The sequence below is a fragment of the Rahnella sp. P4_A8 genome, assembly GCF_056402435.1.
The window spans coordinates 1-16,954 of the sequence record NZ_JBFUHK010000040.1 but is presented as its reverse complement, the minus strand read 5'-3'; the positions used below and the strand labels follow the sequence as shown (position 1 = coordinate 16,954).

The 16,954-nt window shown below is 52.0% G+C and carries 17 protein-coding genes and 1 pseudogene; 9 read left to right on the top strand and 9 right to left on the bottom strand.

Annotation, left to right across the window (positions count from 1 at the left end):
- Nucleotides 1-17 precede the first annotated feature (17 nt).
- The 3 genes from glnD to AC1DUO_RS17505 all read left to right on the top strand — a co-directional run bounded on the left by glnD (nucleotide 18) and on the right by AC1DUO_RS17505 (nucleotide 4,113).
- Complete coding sequence (gene glnD / locus AC1DUO_RS17515; protein ID WP_477988132.1) at nucleotides 18-2,708, top strand: bifunctional uridylyltransferase/uridylyl-removing protein GlnD; 2,691 nt, start codon at nucleotides 18-20, stop codon at nucleotides 2,706-2,708.
- 46 nt (nucleotides 2,709-2,754) lie between these two features.
- Nucleotides 2,755-3,579: a 2,3,4,5-tetrahydropyridine-2,6-dicarboxylate N-succinyltransferase gene (dapD, locus tag AC1DUO_RS17510; RefSeq protein ID WP_013574190.1), complete on the top strand. Its 825-nt coding sequence runs from the start codon at nucleotides 2,755-2,757 to the stop codon at nucleotides 3,577-3,579.
- A gap of 144 nt (nucleotides 3,580-3,723) precedes the next feature.
- Nucleotides 3,724-4,113, top strand: a complete 390-nt coding sequence (locus AC1DUO_RS17505; protein WP_013574189.1) for a DUF3461 family protein — start codon at nucleotides 3,724-3,726, stop codon at nucleotides 4,111-4,113.
- A 92-nt stretch (nucleotides 4,114-4,205) separates the two neighbouring features.
- On the opposite strand, the gene AC1DUO_RS17500 is transcribed toward AC1DUO_RS17505, so the two are convergent.
- Genes AC1DUO_RS17500 through AC1DUO_RS17490 form a run of 3 tightly spaced genes read right to left on the bottom strand, consistent with a single transcriptional unit; the run spans nucleotide 4,206 to nucleotide 5,793 of the window.
- Entirely contained in the window at nucleotides 4,206-4,655 is a 450-nt protein-coding gene (locus AC1DUO_RS17500) for a flavodoxin (RefSeq protein WP_013574188.1), read from the bottom strand.
- A gap of 42 nt (nucleotides 4,656-4,697) precedes the next feature.
- A complete protein-coding gene (gene truC / locus AC1DUO_RS17495) occupies nucleotides 4,698-5,477 on the bottom strand; it encodes a tRNA pseudouridine(65) synthase TruC (protein WP_449632688.1) in 780 nt (259 codons plus the stop codon).
- A gap of 1 nt (nucleotide 5,478) precedes the next feature.
- Nucleotides 5,479-5,793 (bottom strand): YqcC family protein, encoded by a 315-nt coding sequence (locus AC1DUO_RS17490; protein WP_013574186.1) that lies wholly within the window; start codon nucleotides 5,791-5,793, stop codon nucleotides 5,479-5,481.
- Nucleotides 5,794-5,983: 190 nt separating this feature from the next.
- Here AC1DUO_RS17490 and AC1DUO_RS17485 point away from each other — a divergent pair, with 190 nt between their 5' ends.
- Nucleotides 5,984-7,222, top strand: coding sequence for an MFS transporter (locus AC1DUO_RS17485; RefSeq protein WP_166861384.1), 1,239 nt, complete (start codon nucleotides 5,984-5,986; stop codon nucleotides 7,220-7,222).
- Nucleotides 7,223-7,879: 657 nt separating this feature from the next.
- On the opposite strand, the gene syd is transcribed toward AC1DUO_RS17485, so the two are convergent.
- The gene (syd, locus tag AC1DUO_RS17480) at nucleotides 7,880-8,431 is read right to left on the bottom strand and encodes a SecY-interacting protein (protein ID WP_013574184.1); all 552 of its coding nucleotides are present in this window, start codon (nucleotides 8,429-8,431) and stop codon (nucleotides 7,880-7,882) included.
- Between the two features lie 76 nt (nucleotides 8,432-8,507).
- Between syd and queF the strand changes: the two genes are divergently transcribed.
- The 3 genes from queF to xni all read left to right on the top strand — a co-directional run bounded on the left by queF (nucleotide 8,508) and on the right by xni (nucleotide 11,719).
- A complete protein-coding gene (gene queF, locus AC1DUO_RS17475) occupies nucleotides 8,508-9,353 on the top strand; it encodes an NADPH-dependent 7-cyano-7-deazaguanine reductase QueF (protein ID WP_112152495.1) in 846 nt (281 codons plus the stop codon).
- A 170-nt stretch (nucleotides 9,354-9,523) separates the two neighbouring features.
- Nucleotides 9,524-10,888, top strand: a complete 1,365-nt coding sequence (ppnN, locus tag AC1DUO_RS17470; protein ID WP_013574182.1) for a nucleotide 5'-monophosphate nucleosidase PpnN — start codon at nucleotides 9,524-9,526, stop codon at nucleotides 10,886-10,888.
- Nucleotides 10,889-10,966: 78 nt separating this feature from the next.
- On the top strand, nucleotides 10,967-11,719 hold the full coding sequence (xni, locus tag AC1DUO_RS17465) for a flap endonuclease Xni (RefSeq protein ID WP_013574181.1): 753 nt from the start codon (nucleotides 10,967-10,969) through the stop codon (nucleotides 11,717-11,719).
- Nucleotides 11,720-11,849: 130 nt separating this feature from the next.
- Here xni and rlmM read toward each other — a convergent pair whose 3' ends face one another.
- From rlmM to AC1DUO_RS17445, 4 genes are all read right to left on the bottom strand, one after another.
- A complete protein-coding gene (gene rlmM, locus AC1DUO_RS17460) occupies nucleotides 11,850-12,956 on the bottom strand; it encodes a 23S rRNA (cytidine(2498)-2'-O)-methyltransferase RlmM (RefSeq protein ID WP_013574180.1) in 1,107 nt (368 codons plus the stop codon).
- On the bottom strand, nucleotides 12,949-13,344 hold the full coding sequence (locus AC1DUO_RS17455; RefSeq protein ID WP_013574179.1) for a DUF423 domain-containing protein: 396 nt from the start codon (nucleotides 13,342-13,344) through the stop codon (nucleotides 12,949-12,951). Before AC1DUO_RS17455 ends, rlmM begins: the two co-directional genes overlap by 8 nt.
- A gap of 93 nt (nucleotides 13,345-13,437) precedes the next feature.
- Nucleotides 13,438-14,358 carry a transcriptional regulator GcvA gene (locus tag AC1DUO_RS17450; protein ID WP_013574178.1) on the bottom strand — a complete coding sequence of 307 codons (921 nt, stop codon included), beginning with the start codon at nucleotides 14,356-14,358 and terminating at the stop codon, nucleotides 13,438-13,440.
- Nucleotides 14,359-14,789: 431 nt separating this feature from the next.
- On the bottom strand, nucleotides 14,790-15,011 hold the full coding sequence (locus AC1DUO_RS17445; RefSeq protein WP_013574177.1) for a YgdI/YgdR family lipoprotein: 222 nt from the start codon (nucleotides 15,009-15,011) through the stop codon (nucleotides 14,790-14,792).
- 187 nt (nucleotides 15,012-15,198) lie between these two features.
- Between AC1DUO_RS17445 and csdA the strand changes: the two genes are divergently transcribed.
- Nucleotides 15,199-16,404: a cysteine desulfurase CsdA gene (gene csdA / locus AC1DUO_RS17440; protein WP_477988124.1), complete on the top strand. Its 1,206-nt coding sequence runs from the start codon at nucleotides 15,199-15,201 to the stop codon at nucleotides 16,402-16,404.
- A 20-nt stretch (nucleotides 16,405-16,424) separates the two neighbouring features.
- A complete protein-coding gene (gene csdE / locus AC1DUO_RS17435) occupies nucleotides 16,425-16,859 on the top strand; it encodes a cysteine desulfurase sulfur acceptor subunit CsdE (protein ID WP_037035153.1) in 435 nt (144 codons plus the stop codon).
- On the opposite strand, the pseudogene AC1DUO_RS17430 reads toward csdE, so the two are convergent.
- Nucleotides 16,847-16,954 (bottom strand): annotated as a pseudogene (locus tag AC1DUO_RS17430) (tRNA cyclic N6-threonylcarbamoyladenosine(37) synthase TcdA); the annotation flags it as partial. The gene csdE and the pseudogene AC1DUO_RS17430 overlap by 13 nt on opposite strands.

Below are 16,954 nucleotides of genomic sequence, written 5' to 3'. Positions count from 1 at the left end.
TGTAGGGCTGCGCACCCATGATTGAAAACTTCCCGGCTGAAAAGAGCGTACTACTGCAAACCACGCAGGATCTCGCCCGTACTTTTCCGCTACAACCGGCCTCCCCTTCTGTCTATCCGGACGACGATTTAAACCGTCAGAGCCTGAAACAGCATATGGAACAGTTTCAGGCATGGCTGGCGGATGCCTTCAATGCCGGGCAACAGGCTGAAGAACTGGTAGACGCACGGACGCATTACATCGATCAGCTGTTACAGCGTCTGTGGACCTTCTACGGCTTCGACAATATTCCGGAAACCGCGATGGTGGCCGTAGGCGGCTACGGGCGCGGCGAATTGCATCCTTTATCGGATATCGATGTTCTGGTGCTCAGCCAGAAACGGCTTAACGATGAACAGGCATTGCGCATCGGTGAACTGATTACCTTGCTGTGGGACGTTAAGCTGGAAGTCGGACACAGCGTGCGTACGCTGGAAGAATGTCTGCTGGAAGGATTGGCTGATTTAACCGTAGCCACCAACCTGATCGAATCCCGCCTGATCTGCGGCGATGTCGCGCTGTTTCTCAGTATGCAGAAACACATTTTCAGCGACGGATTCTGGCCTTCGCCAAACTTCTTCCGCGCCAAAATTGATGAACAAAATGAACGCCATCTGCGTTATCACGGCACCAGTTATAACCTTGAGCCAGATATCAAAAGCAGCCCCGGCGGCCTGCGCGACATTCACACCATTTTATGGGTAGCCCGTCGTCATTTTGGCGCCACATCGCTGGACGAAATGGTGGCCTTTGRTTTTCTGACCAAAGCTGAGCGCAACGAACTGCTGGAATGTCAGAGTTTCCTGTGGCGAATCCGTTTTGCCCTGCATTTGCTGCTGCCCCGCTACGACAACCGTCTGCTGTTCGACCGCCAGCAAAGTGTGGCGCAATTGCTGCAATATCAGGGCGAAGGCAATCAGCCCGTCGAACGCATGATGAAAGATTTCTACCGCATGACCCGCCGGGTCGGCGAGCTGAATCAGATGTTATTGCAGTTGTTCGATGAAGCGATTCTGGCCATCGGCCCGAATGAAAAACCACGGCCGCTCGATGAAGATTTCCAACTGCGTGGCGATCTGATTGATCTGCGGGACAGCACGCTCTTTGACCGCCGTCCGGAAACTATCATCAGCATGTTCCACCTGATGGTGCGCCATCGCGAAATCAAAGGGATTTACTCCACCACCGTCCGCCTGCTGCGCCATGCCCGTCGACATCTCAAAGAGYCGCTATGCATGATCCCGCAGGCGCGCGAAATGTTTATGTCGATCCTGCGCCATCCGGGCGCCGTGTCACGCGCGCTGGTGCCTATGCACCGCCACAGCGTGCTGTGGGCATATATGCCGCAATGGGGGCAGATCGTCGGGCAGATGCAATTCGACTTGTTCCACGCGTACACAGTCGATGAACATACCATTCGCGTGCTGCAAAAACTTGAAAGCTTTGCTCACGAAGAAACCCGGCCGAAGCATCCACTCTGTGTGGAGCTGTATCCGCGGCTGCCACAGCCTGAACTGTTGCTGATGGCTGCCCTGTTCCACGATATTGCCAAAGGCCGCGGTGGTGATCACTCGATTCTCGGCGCGCAGGATGTGCTGGAATTTGCCGAACTGCACGGGCTGAATTCCCGTGAAACCCAGTTGGTCTCGTGGCTGGTTCGCTGTCACTTGCTGATGTCAGTGACGGCACAGCGCCGCGATATTCAGGATCCTAATGAAATCCAGCAGTTCGCCGCAGAAATGCAGACCGAAGTTCGCCTTCGCTATCTGGTCAGCCTGACCGTGGCGGATATCTGTGCCACCAATGAAACCCTGTGGAACAGCTGGAAACAAAGCCTGATACGCGAACTGTATTTTGCCACCGAAAAGCAATTGCGCCGCGGCATGCAAAATACGCCGGATCTTCGCGAGCGCGTGCGTCATCACCGCCTTCAGGCGCTGGCATTGCTGCGTATGGATAATATTGATGAAGAAGCGCTGCACCGTATCTGGAGCCGCTGCCGGGCGGATTATTTCCTGCGCCATTCACCCAATCAACTGGCATGGCACGCAAGACACCTGCTGGAACATGACTCCACCAAACCGCTGGTGCTGGTCAGCCGTCAGGCAACGCGCGGCGGGACCGAGATATTTATCTGGAGCCCTGACCGACCGTATCTGTTTGCCACCGTCGCCGGTGAGCTGGACAGGCGTAACCTGAGCATTCATGACGCGCAGATTTTCACCAATCGCGACGGCATGGCGATGGATACTTTCATTGTACTGGAACCGGACGGCAGCCCGCTGGCACAAGACCGGCATGAAGCCATTCGTTACGCGCTGGAACAGTCGATGACGCAGGCTTATCAGCCGCCGCGTGCGCGACGTCCTTCGCCGAAACTGCGTCATTTCAGCGTGCAGACCGAAGTCAGTTTCCTGCCGACGCATACCGACCGCCGGACGTATATGGAACTGGTGTCGCTGGATCAACCCGGTCTGCTGGCACGCGTCGGGGAAGTCTTCTYTGATCTCGGCCTGTCGCTGCACGGTGCGCGCATCTCGACCATCGGCGAACGCGTAGAGGACTTATTTATTCTGGCAAATGGCGAGCGTCGTGCGCTGGATAAGCAAACTCGCCAGGAAATCACACGCCGGTTAACTGAGGCACTCAACCCTGGCGATAAAATGTGATACAAGTACCACTATCTTTTAAAACCAATTCAGGAAAGAGAACAGGATGCAGCAACTACAAACCGTTATTGAACAAGCCTTCGAGCGCCGTGCAGACATTACTCCGGCTAACGTTGACAGCGTAACGCGCGACGCTATCACTGAAGTTATCAGCAAAATCGACAGCGGCGAATTGCGCGTTGCTGAGAAGATTGATGGCGAATGGGTGACGCATCAGTGGCTGAAGAAAGCGGTACTGCTCTCGTTCAGAATCAATGACAACCAGGTGATGGAAGGCGGTGAAAGCCGTTACTTCGATAAAGTGCCCATGAAATTCGCTGACTACGATGAAGCGCGTTTCCAGCGTGAAGGTTTCCGCGTGGTGCCACCTGCTGCCGTGCGTAAAGGCGCATTCATTGCACGCAACACCGTGCTGATGCCCTCTTATGTCAACATCGGCGCTTACGTTGATGAAGGCACCATGGTTGATACCTGGGCGACTGTCGGTTCTTGTGCGCAGATCGGTAAAAACGTTCATCTGTCCGGTGGCGTAGGTATCGGCGGCGTTCTGGAGCCACTTCAGGCGAACCCGACTATCATCGAAGACAATTGCTTCATCGGCGCGCGTTCAGAAATCGTTGAAGGCGTGATCGTGGAAGAAGGCTCGGTGATTTCCATGGGTGTTTACATCGGCCAGAGCACCAAAATCTATGACCGTGAAACTGGTGAAGTGCATTACGGCCGCGTACCAGCGGGCTCCGTAGTGGTTTCCGGCAACCTGCCTTCTAAAGACGGTAAATACAGCCTGTACTGCGCTGTCATCGTCAAGAAAGTAGATGCGAAAACTCTGGGCAAAACCGGCCTGAATGAGTTATTGCGCACAATCGACTAAACTTAAAAATAGCGGGTATTGTTTTAAAAAATAACCCGCTATTTTTTTATCTTCTAAACGGCAAACTGTGCAATTAATCAATGATTAAAGCCGCCGTTCAGTTCATCATGACACTCTGATTTTCTCCTAAACGAAGGTGGCGCTATGTATGACAATCTGAAAAGCCTGGGCATTAATAATCCCGACGATATTGATCGTTACAGCCTGCGTCAGGAGGCCAATAACGATATTCTGAAGATCTATTTCCGCAGAGATAAAGGCGAGTTTTTTGCTAAAAGCGTGAAGTTTAAATACCCGCGCCAGCGTAAAACCATCGTTGCCGATAATGCCGGTCAGGGTTATAAAGAAATTCATGAGATCAGCCCAAATCTGCGCTATGTGATTGATGAGCTGGATCAAATCTGTCAGCGTGATCAGGTAGAAGTGGATCTGAAACGTAAAATTCTGGATGACTTACGCCATCTTGAATCTGTCGTGGCGAATAAAATTTCTGAGATTGAATCTGATCTGGAAAAACTCACCAACGGCCGCTGATAAATTCCGGTCAGAAGATGTGAATACAAAAAAGGTCAGGCGTTTGCCTGACCTTTTTATTTCTTGCGCGCAGAACGGCAAAGGGTGTGACGTTATTTAAGCAACTGTCCCCATTTTTCCACCCACGGAATCGCAACGGTTTCCGGTTCGGCAGTTTCCATGGCGTCAATTTCCAGCATTTCGCCAATGCGCGATGCGCCTTGTTCCTGCAATAAATCATCCAGCTTATGGCCGCCGCCACAGAAATGATCGTAGCTGATATCACCCAGCGCAATCATGCCGTAACGCAACTCCGGCTGATAGCCCACGGTGTCACGGATGGCGACATACAAAGGCGCGATGCTGTCCGGCAAATCCCCCTGACCGGTAGTCGACGTCACAATCAGCACAAAGTGATGACGGTAATATTGCCAGGCTTCAAGCGTGCCTTCTTCAAACAGTTTCACGTCATGACCCTGGCCTTTCAGCACGGTTTCCGCTTCCTCTGCCACCAGTAACGCATTGCCGTATACCGTACCGACAAAAATTCCGACTTCTGCCATGGGTTTCACTCCTGTGTGATGCCAATATTTCAATCAAAGGGACTAAATTTGTGCACTATCCTGACGGCAAGTTTCTGCAAACTCAACCCTTTCAAGCTCAGGGATTTTTCCCTGCCAGCCAAACTGTGTCACCACATTTTGCCAGCGATGATCCCAGCGCGCCTGAATCGACAACGGCTCACCCGTAACCGGATGAGGCAATTGCATATGACTGGCGTGCAGCATCAGCCCGGAACAGCCGAAATGCTGCGTCATACCCCGGTTTTGCTTTAAATCACCGTGCGCGCTGTCTCCGATTATCGGGTGACGCAGATGCGACATATGCCTGCGCAGCTGATGTTTACGACCGGTTTCTGGTTTCAGTTCAACCAGGCTATAACGGGCCGTATCATAACGACCAACAGCCACGGGCATCTCGACCTGAGCCACCACGCGATAATGCGTGACCGCAGGCTGTGGCGCTTTATCCGGACTGGCAAACTTATCGGCGATTTTATCAAGCTCTTCCGTCAGCGCGTAATCGAGGGTACCGTCTTGCGGCACATACCCGCGAACCACGGCATGATACACCTTGCTCATCTGGTTATTTTCAAACTGCTGCGACAGCAAACGCGCCACTTCGCTGGACAGCGCCAGCAGCAAAACGCCCGACGTCGGCTTATCCAGCCGGTGAACCGTAAACACATGCTGACCAATCTGATCACGCAATGCTTGCATCACAAACACCGTTTCATGGCGGTCCAGCCAGCTGCGGTGAACCAGCATACCCGCAGGTTTATTTACTGCGATCAGATGTTCGTCCTGATACAAAATTTCCAGCATGTCAGTCTTCTATGTTCAGCAAATCGTCGAGGCGTTGCAGCTGAGTCAGCAAACGGAGTGCTTCAGGCATCGCCACTTCAAAATAGGGGGTGATAGCAAAACGGGTTGGCATTGGTGCCTGGGCCTCCAGCAACGCGTACATACGGGGAACCAGCACCCATTGGAGCCATTGTTCAGCAGACAGGGTATCCACTGAAAACGGCTCTTTGCTTTCAAAGGCTTCCGCTTCCGGCGGCGTGGCGTGCCACAATTTTTCATCACGCATGACCTGCTCGATATCTTCTAAAATCTGGCGAACCTGGTTTTCTATATTCATCAATGACTCTCTTCGTTCATGGCCCCGGGCAGCCTCCGCCGGGGGGCGCAAAGCATAACATTGAAGGACTGATGCCCCAACTCTCTGCATCCTATCCAATTTATCTATCCAACCATAAGTTTTTCGTGGTAGCGATAAACGCCCGATACGGGCAAACTACCGCCACTTTTTTCTTTACAGATCTGTCCACATGTCCGCACAACACATTCAAAAAGCACACGCAACACCGGCAAAAGCCATGCTGGCCTCCGTCACCGGCTACGCCATGGACGGATTTGATTTATTGATCCTCGGTTTCATGCTCCCGGCTATTACCAGCGAATTTGGTTTGTCTTCCTCACAAAGTGGTTCGCTGGTGACCTGGACCCTGATTGGTGCCGTACTGGGCGGCGTCATTTTCGGACCTATCAGCGATCGTTTCGGCCGCATCCGGGTACTGACCTTCACCATTCTGATGTTCTCCCTCTTCACCGGTTTATGCGCTTTCGCACAAGGGTACTGGGATTTACTGATCTATCGCACTCTGGCTGGTGTCGGCCTGGGCGGTGAATTTGGTATCGGCATGGCGCTGATTGCAGAAGCGTGGCCAGCGGAAAAACGTAACCGCGCCTCGGCCTATGTCGGCATGGGCTGGCAGCTCGGCGTGCTAATGGCCGCCTTCCTGACACCGATGCTGTTGGGCATTATCGGCTGGCGCGGCATGTTCCTGGTCGGACTGTTACCGGCGCTGGCCTCTTTCCTTATCCGCCGCACAATGGGCGAACCGGAAGCCTTCGTAAAACACACTGCCAGCAATAATGATGGCTCACTGTTTAGCCGCATTAAGTTACTGTTCCGCGATAAAGCCACGACCAAAGCCAGCATCGGCATTCTGATCCTGTGCTCTGTTCAGAACTTTGGTTATTACGGGCTGATGATCTGGATGCCGAGTTATCTGTCGAAAAACTTTGGCTTCTCACTGACCAAATCTGGCCTGTGGACCGCCGTGACGGTTGTCGGTATGACCTTCGGCATCTGGCTGTTCGGCATGTTGTCGGATCGTTTCCCGCGCTGGAAAATCTTCCTGATTTATCAGATTGGCGCTGTCGTGATGGTGGTGTGTTACGCGCAGTTGTCTGACCCGGCGCTGATGTTGTTCGCAGGCGCGCTGATGGGGATGTTCGTGAATGGCATGATTGGCGGTTACGGCGGCCTGATTTCCGATCTCTATCCGGTACGTGTCCGGGCGACGGCCCAGAATCTGTTATTTAATCTCGGACGTGGCGTCGGTGGTTTTGGCCCGCTGGTGATTGGAATGCTGGTGGCACAGGTGTCATTTACCGCAGCAATTACCTTGCTGGCCGCGATTTATCTGCTGGATATTTTTGCCACTTTATTCCTGTTGCCGAAAAAGCAGGGGCAGGATGATGTCTTGGGGGCGATCGGCTGAGGAATGGCTGGCGCTTTGGGCTGGAAGGAAGATTTTACAGAAGTAATTTTTATAGACATAAAAGTTGGGGGCACTGTTTTCACAGTGCCCCCGGTTCGTTTTATAGCAATCCAGCTACCTGAGTGCTCCCTGCTCAATCCCTGAAAACTTTTCCTGCGGTTATCCTAACCGGCTGTCCTTTGCATCGTCCAACTTTCATCCTGACGGTCTGTCCTAAGTCATCCTGACTGATGTCCCTTGGTCATCTGTGACCCGCTCAGCTTCCTTTGTGAGCTCTCTTCTCCGTCCTGGAGGTGTCCCTGGTTTCGTCCTGAAACATCCTGGCATAATCCGATGCCGTCCTGACTCTTCCTGAGCCGTCCCCTTTTTTATGAATCAGCCATCATCCTGATGTTCTGCTTCATGCTTCCTTAGTGCCTGACTAGAATCGTTGATTTCGGCCTTGGGAGCAAGGCAGGCTGTAAGCCAACCTCAGCGGGCGTAAGCCGTCTCACAACCAATAAATCAACCAACTAATTGATTTTATTTATGAAAATTATTTTAACCAGGAAGTAATTAAGTCAAATTAGCGAGATCTCTTACAGCCTTTGTGAGAGATCTCTCACACGCTTGTGAGCCATTTGTGCTCTGCGGGATGGGTCGTTCAGATGATGTTGCTCAGGCGGGACAAACAGCGGTCAGCATTGTAAGGAATTCTGATAACGATGGCGAGAGTATAGTTCGTTTTTTACTGCCGAACTGTTCCAGCACGACATTACCGGTCACATTGCATAACGAAACCAGATCCAGCTCGGAATCTGTGGTCGCCAGAAAAAGGGTAGGTGTCAGCTTCAGCCTCTTTTGCGTGACCAGATGCCCGATCAGATTTTCCTGCAAACGGGTGAAATCTTCCTGGCTCCAGACCTGCAACAACGTCAGCGGATTTCCCTGCCAGCTGGCGGTCATGTCCCCTGCATACTGTGTCGTGTAAAACTCATGCGCCTCAGGACGCAACTGTAATTCCAGCGCCCGTTCTACATTTTGCAAGGTCGCATCAGGGGTAAACGTCTGTGTTAGCCAGAAGACCTTGTCTTCATCTGTTTTGACCACGCACGGCGAATCCACACCAAAAAGGGCTTCACTGGCGGGCGGCATGCCGGTTTCCTGTTGCCAGAGATCGACATAACGTTGAGTAAATTCACGCAATGCTACAGAAACTTCAGACTCCATAATTCTCTCATCTTCCGGTAAGGCTGGGGTAAACTAGGGATTATTCTCTATTGTACCTATTTCGTAAGGTGACAGCATGTCCTCATATCAGGATAACCCCGCCCTGGCGCAACTGACGCTGGGTAAAAGTACGGCTTATGTCGATCAATACGACGCGTCTTTATTGCAGGCCGTTCCGCGCAGCATGAACCGTGAACCGCTGGGTTTATATCCGGACAACTTACCGTTTCATGGCGCAGATATCTGGACGCTGTATGAACTGTCGTGGCTCAATGCCAAAGGCCTGCCGCAGGTTGCCGTGGGTGAAATCAGTCTGAATGCCAACAGCCAGAATCTGATCGAATCCAAAAGCTTCAAGCTCTATCTGAACAGCTTCAACCAGACCGTTTTCGCGGACTGGCAGGCGGTCAAGGAAACATTAACCCGTGATTTAAGCGCCTGCGCGCAAGGCGAAGTCACGGTGAGCGTCAGCCGTCTGTCTGAGATTGAAGGTTCAGCGGTTGGGCATTTTGACGGTGTTTGCATCGATGAGCAGGATATTGAGATCGACAGTTACGAGTTCAGCACGGATTATCTGGCCAATGCTAAAGGTGCTGAGATCGTTGAAGAGTCGCTGGTCAGTCATCTGCTGAAATCCAACTGCCTGATCACCCATCAGCCAGACTGGGGTTCCGTTCAGGTCCAATATCGCGGCCCGAAAATCGACCATGAAGCGCTGCTGCGTTACCTGGTTTCTTTCCGCCATCACAATGAATTCCACGAACAATGCGTTGAACGCATCTTTAATGATTTGCTGCGTTTCTGCCAGCCGGAAAAGCTTGCCGTTTATGCGCGCTATACACGCCGCGGTGGTCTGGACATCAATCCATGGAGATCCAACTTCCCGTTTGAACCTGCAACCGCGCGACTTGTCAGACAATAATGCGAGACGTTGCTCAAGAACTGAGCTAACGCTCTGTCAGCATTGGTAAAAGCCTGATGACGGGGTTACTGTTAAATCGCGTACGGCGCAAAAAATATGATCCGAAAAATCATGCGCCGCAATCAGGTAGCAGAAAGAATCACTGCACCCGTTGGTGTCAAGGAGCAACTTTGATTACACATATCAGCCCGTTAGGCTCAATGGATTTGTTGTCGCAGCTGGAAGTCGACATGCTCAAACGTACTGCGAGCAGCGACCTCTATCGTCTTTTCCGAAATTGTTCACTGGCCGTGCTTAACAGCGGCAGCCAGACTGACAGCAGTAAAGAGCTTCTCGACCGTTACGAAAGCTTTGATATCAATGTGCTGCGCAGAGAGCGTGGCGTGAAACTGGAACTGGTAAACCCACCGGAAGACGCATTTGTGGATGGCCGGATTATCCGCTCATTACAGGCCAACCTGTTTGCTGTACTGCGCGATATTCTGTTCGTGAGCGGGCAAATTGACAACGCCGGTCGTTTTCAGCACCTGAATACCAAAAACTCAGCGCATCTGACCAATCTGGTGTTCTCTATCTTACGCAATGCCCGCGCCCTGCATCTGGATGAAGATCCGAACATGGTGGTTTGCTGGGGCGGACATTCAATTAATGAAATTGAATATCAGTATGCCCGTAACGTCGGCAGTCAGCTGGGTCTGCGTGAACTGAACATTTGTACCGGCTGTGGCCCGGGCGCAATGGAAGCCCCGATGAAAGGCGCCGCCGTCGGCCACGCGCAACAGCGCTACAAAGCCGGCCGCTTTATCGGCATGACAGAACCGTCGATTATTGCTGCTGAGCCGCCTAATCCACTGGTCAACGAACTGATCATCATGCCGGATATCGAAAAACGGCTTGAGGCGTTCGTGCGCATTGCGCACGGGATCATTATCTTCCCTGGCGGTGTAGGTACCGCAGAAGAATTACTGTATCTGCTGGGCATTCTGATGGATCCGGAAAACAGCGATCAGGTTTTACCGCTGATCCTCACCGGCCCGAAAGAAAGCGCGGATTACTTCCACGTTCTTGATGCCTTCATTAAAGAAACGCTGGGTGAAGAAGCCTGTAAGTTCTACACCATCATCATCGACGATCCGACAGAAGTCGCCCGTCAGATGAAACGCGCCATGCCGCTGGTGAAAGAAAACCGTCGTAACAGCGGAGATGCCTACAGTTTCAACTGGTCGATTCGCATTGCGCCCGATTTGCAGCACCCGTTCGAACCGAATCATGAAAACATGGCGAACCTGAATCTTTATCCTAACCAGCCACCGCAGGAACTGGCCGCCGCACTGCGCCGCGCCTTCTCCGGTATTGTGGCCGGTAACGTGAAAGAATTTGGGATCCACGCCATCGAAAAACATGGTCGCTTCAAGCTGCACGGCGATCCGGCTTTAATGAAAAAAATGGACAGCCTGCTGCAAGGTTTCGTCGCCCAGCACCGTATGAAATTGCCGGGCAGCGCATATATTCCTTGCTATGAGATTTGTGCCTGACCGACCGATCACACGGCAAGTCACACTTCTAAAGCAGATCTAAGGGCGACGCGAGTCGCCTTTATTATGGAGATTAACATGGCAATACATCTGCTGATTATTGATGCCCTGAACCTGATCCGCCGTATCCATGCGGTTCAGGGTTCGCCTTGTCTGATTACCTGCCAGAACGCCATAGGTCAGCTGATTCAGCATACTCAGCCCACACATGCCGTTGCCGTATTTGACGAAGATGACCGGGCAGACAGTTGGCGTCATCAGTGTCTGCCCGACTACAAAGCCGGGCGCTCACCAATGCCAGATAATCTGGTTGCGGAAATGCCCAGCCTGAAAGCCGGTTTTGAAGGGCTAGGCATTGCCTGCTGGCATTCTGCAGGTAATGAAGCAGACGACCTGGCGGCAACACTGGCCGCGAAAGTGTCATCCGGCGGCCATCAGGTCACCATCGTTTCAACCGATAAAGGGTACTGTCAGTTACTGGCACCCAATATTCAGATCCGCGATTACTTCCAGAAACGCTGGCTGGATATGCCGTTTGTTCAGGAAACGTTTGGCGTATTGCCACAGCAACTCACCGATTACTGGGGTCTGGCCGGGATCAGCAGCAGTAAAATCCCGGGAGTGCCGGGAATAGGCCCGAAGACGGCGGTCACGTTACTGACGCAGACCGGATCGCTGGATGAGCTTTACGACAATCTGGAAGGCGTGCCGGAAAAATGGCGTAAAAAACTCGAAGAGCACCGTGAACTGGCGTATGCCTGCAAACGTGTATCAACGCTGCAAACCGACGTCGCGCTGGATGGCAATTTGCAGCAACTGCGTTTGCCATAAAAAAGCACTTCTCAAACGCAAGTGTTCAGGAAGGATACTCTGAATAATTTGAATTGCAGGCAGGTGGCAAGTAAGTGATTCGGGCGAACGCACGCAGCCCACGCCCCTGCAGTTCAAAGTATGACGAGTATCAGCGATCACGCTCGTCGCGGCGTCCGCCAATAGCCGACCAGAAACGGCGGATATGCACGGTGACTTCTTCGCGATCGTGATAAAGCTGCTTCGCGAAGATCTCGGCATTCACGCCATTTTCTTTCAGACGTTCGTCGATGCGTTCAAGAATATTAGAGACTTCTTCGTAACGCTTTTTCATCGGCAACTTCAGGTTAAAGATCGCCTCACGGCACCAGCCGTTGACCAGCCAGTCACACATCAGCGCAGCCACTTTAGCCGGTTTTTCGACCATGTCACACACCAGCCAGTAGTTCTTAGTGCTGGTGGATTTGTAACGGAAGCCGTCTTCACGCAGATGAATCACCTGACCGGTTTCCATCAGGCTGGGTGCCATCGGACCGTTGTCGACAGCCGTGACCATCATGCTGCGTTGTGTCAGCTGATACGTCCAGCCGCCAGGACACGCGCCTAAATCCACCGCGTACATGCCACTTGCCAGACGTTCATCCCACTCATCAGCCGGAATAAAGACATGGAAAGCTTCTTCCAGTTTCAGCGTTGAACGGCTTGGCGCTTCGGAAGGAAACTTGAGGCGCGGAATACCCATATAGAACGGTGAATTGTTATTGCTGTAGGAATACCCCACATAGCAGCAACCCGGGGCGATAAAGAACACATGCACTACCGGACGCAGCGCATTCTCTTTCTTGCCCAGCACTTTGCATTCGCGCATCGCGGAACGCAGCGGCACAGTCAGTTTGCGGCAGAACTTGGTCAGCTCTTTGCTTTCATTGGTATCAGGCACTTCAACGCGAAGCTCACCACCGTTGGTAATCACGTTCTGAACCATGCCGACAATCGGAGAAACACGATCTTCCGGCGGCAAATCTTTCAGCAACTCCCCCACCACGATCAACTGACGGGCAAAAATCAGCTCGCGGAAGGGCAGTTCTTTGGCGATACGGTCAGCATCATCTGGTTGATAGCATTCAAACAGCACATAACCGCTGTTTTCTTTCACGCGGGCAAAACCGAAGATTTCCATCTTCGCAGCTTTGTCAGTAATTTCTGCTGCGCATTCTTTTTCAAAACCCTGACGGCAGTAGAGAGCAAGTTTATTCATGGCGTTCGGCCTTTTTCTTCAGGCGCAATGCGCCGATCAACAACAAAATCCAACCGACCAGGAACAAGGTACCGCCAATCGGAGTGACAAAAACGAACAAACGGAGATGTGACAGCGCCAGACAATAAAGGCTGCCGCTGAATAAAACGGTTCCCAGCGCTAAAAAGGCGCTGCTCCAGTAGAACCACACATTGCGCTGGCGCTGCATCGCAACACCCAGAATCATTACTACCAGCGTATGAATGCTTTGATAAGTTAACCCGGTATGGATCCATGCCATTTCCGCTTCGCCGAGCGACTGGCTCAACACATGTGCGCCAAACGCACCGAAAGCGACGTAGATAAAACCGCTGATAGCGGCGAAAATCAACATTGAACGACTGGTCATTATGCGTTACCTGTTATCGTTATTTGCTGATGAAAACCTGATTAATCAATCCCATCAGCAGACTCAGGACTTTCTATCCCCAGGAATCAGGCCTCACGCCTGATCGAAACGAAAGCGCAGTTTTTCCTGCTCGCTGGCTGCACGGGCGAGGATCCACTGACGAAAGGCGGCTATTTTACCCAGTTCTGCCTGACTGTCATGACAAACCAGATAAAAAGCATTTTTACTAATTAAAACTTCACTGAACGGACACACCAGACGTCCGGCCTCAATCTCAGTCTGTGCCATGACATTATTCACCAGCGCAATACCCTGCCCGTGAACGGCGGCCTGAACCACCATCGCACTGTGGCTGAAAATAGGCCCCTGCTGCACATTCACCTGCTGCAACCCAAGCTGTTTGGTGTACGCCAGCCAGTCCCGACGGGAAGCATCGTGCAGCAGTGTGTGATGACTTAAATCGGCGGGTTCCTTCAGCGGATTATCCCCCATCAGCAACGAAGGAGAACAAACCGGCAGTAAATACTCCGCATACAATCGCTCTGCCCGTAGCCCCGGCCAGTTACCCCGACCATGGAATATGGCGACGTCGACATCGTCGGCCAATTTATCTTCTTCACGGTCTACCGCCTGGATGCGTACATCGATGCCCGGATAAGCTGAGTTAAAGCCAGACAATCTTGGCACCAGCCATTGAATCGCAAAACTGGGCGGTAAACTGACGGTCAGCGCGCCTTTGGCACTGCGTGCCTGAAGTTTACGTGTGGCCTCATTCAGAGCAGAGAATATCTCTTTGATATCCAGATAATAGCTCTGCCCTTCTTCGCTCAGTAACAAAGAGCGATTGCGGCGGCGAAACAGTTTTAACCCTAAAAAGTCCTCAAGTGACTTAATCTGGTGGCTAACAGCGGCCTGCGTGACGAACAGTTCCTCGGCAGCCTTAGTAAAACTAAGGTGACGCGCTGCGGCATCAAACACCCGCAGAGAATTCAAAGGCGGTAAACGTTTTGACATAGAATGGATACTTCTTATTCGCCGGTTAGCGGAACGCCTGTCCGTGGGTTTAGGTATTAGTTTTTTTAATCCGAGACATTATAATTTGTCCGTTGAGGATGTACAGGCAAAAACCTATAGTGGCGCCACTTCCTGAGCCGGAACGAAAAGTAGATTGGTATGAGGATGCTGAAATACTTTTGGCTTGTGGTTGTGATGTTGTGTTTGCAATTGTCTGGCAATCCAGACGCGTAGCTTGAATGCTACAAACTTTTCACTTCCTGTACATTACCCTGTCTGTCCAAAGTGATTTTTTAGCACCGCAATTTGCGGTGCTTTTTTTTTGCTTTTTTTGCTGCATAAAGGACGCAAAGGAAACACCAGGCAGCAGAATGGCGAGCGCATAATGTGAGGTTACCTGAGCGACTGACTCAAGGTGTTCACGTCAGGAATCAGTTCCCTTCTGCCATTTCTTTGATTTCAGATTTATTGATCTGCTGCTTATTGCCATACGCATCGGTATAACTGATCATACCGGTATCACTGTCGGTGCTAGGTTTGCCTTCAGCAACAATGGTGCGGCCATCGTTGGTATGCATCACGTAGTTGCTCGAACAGGCGGCAAGTGTTGTCGTCAGCAGTGCAGCTGAAATTACGGCGGCGATCTTCTTCATCATAGACTCCTTGCAGATTAATATGCTTCAAATTCCTGGTTAGACTCCAGGCTAATGCTTCTAGTCTTCGTAATTCAGCATAACAAACCTCTGATGAATTTCCAGGTAACCATTCCTAAAATGAATAAGCGGCTTGTGTTACAGATAAACCTGTATTTTTAACTCAGGCCGAAGGATCTGATTTCGTATGACTGATTTTAACCCCGCAGATTTTCGTCAACAGTTTCCTGCGCTATCTCAGGGGCAATGTTATCTCGACAGTGCCGCCACCGCCCTGAAGCCGCAGGCGGTGATCGAGGCCACTGTAAATTTCTACTCTCAGGAAGGAGCCACCGTGCACCGCAGCCAGCATCATGCGGCGCAAACCCTGACAGATAACTACGAGCAGGCCAGAAGGCTGGTGGCCCAGTGGATCAACGCGCCGCATTCCGCAGATATCGTCTGGACGCGGGGAACCACGGAGTCCATAAATCTGGTGGCACAAAGCTGGCTACGCCCTCGACTGCAACCGGGTGATGAGATTATTGTCAGTCAGGCGGAACATCACGCTAACCTCATTCCGTGGCTGATGGTCGCACAACAATGTCAGGCGCAGGTGATCACGCTGCCAGTGGATGAGTGCGGCATTCCTGATATCACCGCCCTTTCCGCCCTGCTGAACAACAAAACCCGCTTGCTGGCACTGACGCAAATGTCGAATGTTACCGGCGGAATACCCGATATAGCCCGTGCCGTTGAACTGGCACACGCTAACGACACGCCCGTTCTGATCGATGGCGCACAAGGCGTTGTTCATTGTTCGCCAGACGTTCAACAACTCGATATCGACTTTTATGCCTTCTCCGGCCATAAGCTTTACGGGCCGACAGGCATCGGCGTGCTGTATGGCAAAACTAAATTGCTCGAGAATATGGCACCGTGGCAGGGCGGCGGGAAAATGCTGACCCAGGCTTCCATGACCGGTTTTACACCGCAGGCCGTGCCCCACCGCTTCGAAGCGGGTACGCCTAACATTGCCGGTGTGATCGGGATGTCAGCAGCGCTGAAATGGTTAAAAACCGTAGATCTGCAAGCGGCAGAGAAATATACACAAAATCTGGCGAGTCTGGCTGAAGAGCAGCTTACGCAGATTGAGGGTTTCCGCAGTTTCCGCTGTCAGAATGCCTCACTTCTGGCATTCGATATCGCCGGTGTGCATCACAGTGACCTTGTGACATTGCTGGCTGAACAAGGCATTGCCTTGCGCGCCGGACAGCATTGCGCCCAGCCATTGATGGATGCTCTGGGCATCAGCGGCACATTACGGGCTTCATTTGCGCCGTATAATAATGAACAGGACGTCATGCGGCTGGTCAGGGCAGTAAAATATGCTTTCGATCTGTTAGCCGACTAATTCATTCTTTGGGGAATACCATGTTAGCGCCACATCCTTTCGGCCATGAGATCACTGAATCCTCACTGACCGAAAAATTCGCGTCATTCCGTCAGTGGGAAGACCGCTACCGTCAGTTAATCCTGCTGGCGAAATCTTTGCCACCGCTGGATACGACGTTGAAAACGCCGGAAAATGAGCTGTCTGGTTGTGAAAACCGGGTATGGCTAGGCGCGGAAAAAGCGGTGAATGGAACAATGCATTTCTATGGTGACAGCGAAGGAAGGATCGTTAAAGGTTTGCTGGCAGTGCTACTGACCGCCGTGGAAGGCAAAACGCCAGACGAGATTTTAATGCGGGATCCGCTGGCGCTGTTTGATGTATTGGGGTTGCGTGAGCAACTGAGTACCAGCCGCTCCAGCGGGCTTCATGCGCTGGCAGAAGGCGTAATCGCCCTGGCTCGTCAGGCTGCCTGAGCCTGACGCTGCGCCTTAGCCATCATCTTCTTCAGTACGTGGGATACCGCGACAAAACCAAACGTCGCGGTAACCATCGTTGCAGCCCCAAAACC

Coding starts and splice junctions, on each gene's coding strand:
- dapD (WP_013574190.1), top strand. CDS start 2,755: ATGCAGCAACTACAAACCGTTATTGAACAAGCCTTCGAGCGCCGTGCA.
- AC1DUO_RS17505 (WP_013574189.1), top strand. CDS start 3,724: ATGTATGACAATCTGAAAAGCCTGGGCATTAATAATCCCGACGATATT.
- AC1DUO_RS17500 (WP_013574188.1), bottom strand. CDS start 4,655: ATGGCAGAAGTCGGAATTTTTGTCGGTACGGTATACGGCAATGCGTTA.
- truC (WP_449632688.1), bottom strand. CDS start 5,477: ATGCTGGAAATTTTGTATCAGGACGAACATCTGATCGCAGTAAATAAA.
- AC1DUO_RS17490 (WP_013574186.1), bottom strand. CDS start 5,793: ATGAATATAGAAAACCAGGTTCGCCAGATTTTAGAAGATATCGAGCAG.
- AC1DUO_RS17485 (WP_166861384.1), top strand. CDS start 5,984: ATGTCCGCACAACACATTCAAAAAGCACACGCAACACCGGCAAAAGCC.
- syd (WP_013574184.1), bottom strand. CDS start 8,431: ATGGAGTCTGAAGTTTCTGTAGCATTGCGTGAATTTACTCAACGTTAT.
- queF (WP_112152495.1), top strand. CDS start 8,508: ATGTCCTCATATCAGGATAACCCCGCCCTGGCGCAACTGACGCTGGGT.
- xni (WP_013574181.1), top strand. CDS start 10,967: ATGGCAATACATCTGCTGATTATTGATGCCCTGAACCTGATCCGCCGT.
- rlmM (WP_013574180.1), bottom strand. CDS start 12,956: ATGAATAAACTTGCTCTCTACTGCCGTCAGGGTTTTGAAAAAGAATGC.
- AC1DUO_RS17455 (WP_013574179.1), bottom strand. CDS start 13,344: ATGACCAGTCGTTCAATGTTGATTTTCGCCGCTATCAGCGGTTTTATC.
- AC1DUO_RS17450 (WP_013574178.1), bottom strand. CDS start 14,358: ATGTCAAAACGTTTACCGCCTTTGAATTCTCTGCGGGTGTTTGATGCC.
- AC1DUO_RS17445 (WP_013574177.1), bottom strand. CDS start 15,011: ATGAAGAAGATCGCCGCCGTAATTTCAGCTGCACTGCTGACGACAACA.
- csdA (WP_477988124.1), top strand. CDS start 15,199: ATGACTGATTTTAACCCCGCAGATTTTCGTCAACAGTTTCCTGCGCTA.
- csdE (WP_037035153.1), top strand. CDS start 16,425: ATGTTAGCGCCACATCCTTTCGGCCATGAGATCACTGAATCCTCACTG.